Genomic DNA, 3,223 nt, shown 5'->3' with positions numbered 1-3,223 from the left:
TTCTTGACCCCGTCGGGCGACAAATCGGTGGGAGTAACGAGTTCGGGCGAGACCTTGCTGGTTTTGCTCACGGGAAACCTTCCTGTTAGGACGCGGGACACATTGACGGCGCGCCGTCGCACCCCTAACGCAAGGGTGGGCAGCGCGGTTCCTAGATAGGAACCGCTGGGCGGGATACCATGGACGATTGGATCGATTATTACGACTCCACGCATACGATCTATGTCAGCAAGCTGCATCGCGACTTGCACTTCCAGATCATTGCACGGGACATCATCGGCTACATCCCCTCGCCCGACGCGGTTGTGCTGGACTACGCCTGCGGAGAAGCGCTGTCGGCGAGCCAGGTGGCAGCCGGCTGCGGCCAGTTGATCCTGGCCGAGCCCGCGCCCGGCGTGCGTGGCCGGCTGATCGCCCGATTTGCCCCGAACACCAGGATCCGCGTCCGCTCGCTCGACGACGTCCGCAAAATGCAGGACCAGTCGATCGACCTCGTCGTGATGAACTCGGTCGCGCAATACATGACGCCAGAGGAGCTCGATGCCGCGCTGCTGAACATCCGCCGTATCCTGAAGCCTTCCGGCAAGCTGGTGCTGGGCGACATTCTCCAGCCCCATGTCGGCATGGTCAGGGACGTGACGGCGCTGCTCAGCTTCGGCCTTCGTCACGGTTTCCTGAAGGACGCGCTGATCGGGCTGATCAGCACCGCACTGTCGGATTACCGGCAGTTGCGCTCGAAGATCGGGTTGCAGCGCTACAGCGAGGACGAGATCACGGCCAAGCTGAAGGCTGCCGGCTTCGCGGCGCAGCGCGCCCACGGCAATATCGGCCATAATCGCTGGCGAATGACCTTCATCGCCCGGCCGCCTCTGGACCGTTAAGCATAACGGCCAGCTGTGGTGGCCTGTCGCAGGCTGATCGGGAATAATCTCGACGGCCCGGTGGCGGAAGTGTCTACGCGGGGGCGATGCATCGCTCTTCATCCTGGTTCAAGTCCAGGCCGGGTCTCCAGCCTTCGCTGCCTCCGCCAGCGTCGGCTCGGCAAGCCCTTTCGTGGCGAAGGCTGCCGCGGCGAAGCTCGAAGGGGCGAAGCCGGGCACGCGCGGTAGCCGACCACGCCAAAACCCGCCAAAATTGCCGGTTGATGGGCGTTTTTCGGGGTTTCGCCGCCCCAAAAACTGGTTTAAGACCCACCCGCGCGCGAGGGAGACCCCGCGCTCTCGCCAAATGGGGACGCGCGGCAAGCGCGCCCTTTTTTTGTGCCCAGATCCCAGCCCGTGAGCGGTGATGCCCAAACGAACCGACATCTCGACCATCCTCATCATCGGCGCCGGTCCCATCGTGATCGGCCAGGCCTGCGAGTTCGACTATTCGGGCACCCAGGCGGTGAAGACGTTGAAGGAAGAGGGCTATCGCATCGTCCTCGTCAATTCCAACCCGGCGACGATCATGACCGATCCGGAATTGGCCGATGCGACCTATATCGAGCCGATCACGCCCGAGATCGTCGCCAAGATCATCGAGAAGGAACGTCACGTCATTCCCGGCGGCTTCGCGTTGCTGCCGACCATGGGCGGCCAGACCGCGCTGAACTGCGCATTGTCGCTGCGCCGCCAAGGCACGCTGGAGAAGTTCGACGTCGAGATGATCGGCGCCACCGCCGATGCGATCGACAAGGCGGAGGACCGCCAGCTGTTCCGCGAGGCGATGACCAAGATCGGGCTCGAAACGCCGAGATCGCGGCTCGCCAATGCCTCCGAGCTGAAGAAGTCGTTCCGCGACAAGTATCAGGCCGCGCGCGCCAAAGCTTCGGGCGCCGAGCTCGAAGAACTCGACCGGCAATGGGTGCTGGGCGAGAGCGAGCGCCGCAAGCGCTACCAGGAATATGCGCTTGGACAGGCGATGATGGCGCTGTCCGAGATCGGCCTGCCCGCGATCATCCGCCCCTCCTTCACCATGGGCGGCACCGGCGGCGGCATCGCCTACAATAAGGAAGAGTTCCTCGACATCATCGAGCGCGGCCTGGACGCCTCTCCCACCAACGAAGTGCTGATCGAAGAATCCGTGCTCGGCTGGAAAGAGTACGAGATGGAGGTGGTGCGCGACAAGAATGACAATTGCATCATCGTCTGCTCGATCGAGAACCTCGATCCGATGGGCGTTCACACCGGCGACTCCATCACGGTTGCGCCGGCCCTGACGCTCACCGACAAGGAATACCAGATCATGCGCGACGCCTCGCTGGCGGTGCTGCGCGAGATCGGGGTGGAGACCGGCGGCTCCAACGTGCAGTTCGGCGTCAATCCCGAGGACGGCCGAATGGTCGTGATCGAGATGAACCCGCGCGTGTCGCGCTCTTCCGCTTTGGCCTCCAAGGCCACCGGCTTTCCGATCGCCAAGGTCGCCGCCAAGCTCGCGGTCGGCTACACGCTCGACGAGATCGCCAACGACATCACGGGCGGTGCCACGCCGGCCTCGTTCGAGCCGACGATCGACTACGTCGTCACCAAGGTGCCGCGTTTTGCTTTCGAGAAATTCCCTGGCGCCTCGACCACGCTGACCACCTCGATGAAGTCGGTCGGCGAGGTCATGGCGATCGGCCGTACCTTCCAGGAAAGCCTGCAAAAGGCGCTGCGGGGCCTCGAGACCGGATTGACCGGCCTCGACGAGATCGAGATCGAGGGCCTCGGCCGCGACGACGACAAGAACGCGATCCGTGCCGCGCTCGGCACGCCGACGCCGAACCGCATTCTCCAGGTCGCCCAGGCCATGCGGCTCGGCTGGTCGAACGATGACATCTTCAAGTCCTGCAAGATCGATCCCTGGTTCCTCGGCGAAATGCGCGGCATCATCGACATGGAGGAGAAGGTCCGCAAGAACGGCCTGCCCGGCAACGCGTTCGGCATGCGCACCCTCAAGAGCATGGGCTTCTCGGACGCACGTCTCGCCGTGCTCGCCGAGACCACGGAAGCCGAGGTGACGGCGAAGCGCCACGCGCTCGGCATTCGCCCGGTCTACAAGCGCATCGACACCTGCGCGGCCGAATTCGCCTCGCCCACCGCCTACATGTACTCGACCTACGAGGCGCCGTTCGCAGGCCTGCCGGCGGACGAGAGCACCCCGTCGGACAAGAAGAAGGTCATCATTCTCGGCGGCGGGCCGAATCGCATCGGCCAGGGCATCGAGTTCGACTATTGCTGCTGCCACGCCTGCTTCGCGCTGC

General features: G+C 64.0%; 2 protein-coding genes. Both read left to right on the top strand.

The features are described from left to right. The first annotated feature begins 179 nt into the window (after positions 1 to 179). Complete coding sequence (locus JHD07_RS36250) at positions 180 to 881, top strand: class I SAM-dependent methyltransferase (protein ID WP_291630919.1); 702 nt, start codon at positions 180 to 182, stop codon at positions 879 to 881. A gap of 406 nt (positions 882 to 1,287) precedes the next feature. Further along, a partial coding sequence (gene carB, locus JHD07_RS36245; RefSeq protein WP_291630917.1) for a carbamoyl-phosphate synthase large subunit occupies positions 1,288 to 3,223 on the top strand: 1,936 nt, incomplete at its 3' end.

Source organism: Bradyrhizobium sp. (genome assembly GCF_016462955.1).
Classification (GTDB): Bacteria; Pseudomonadota; Alphaproteobacteria; order Rhizobiales; family Xanthobacteraceae; genus Bradyrhizobium.
This window is presented reverse-complemented; position numbering and strand designations above follow the sequence as displayed.

Bases quoted from the DNA above. Each gene is read 5' to 3' on its own strand.
- JHD07_RS36250 (WP_291630919.1), top strand. From the start codon at position 180: ATGGACGATTGGATCGATTATTACGACTCCACGCATACGATCTATGTC.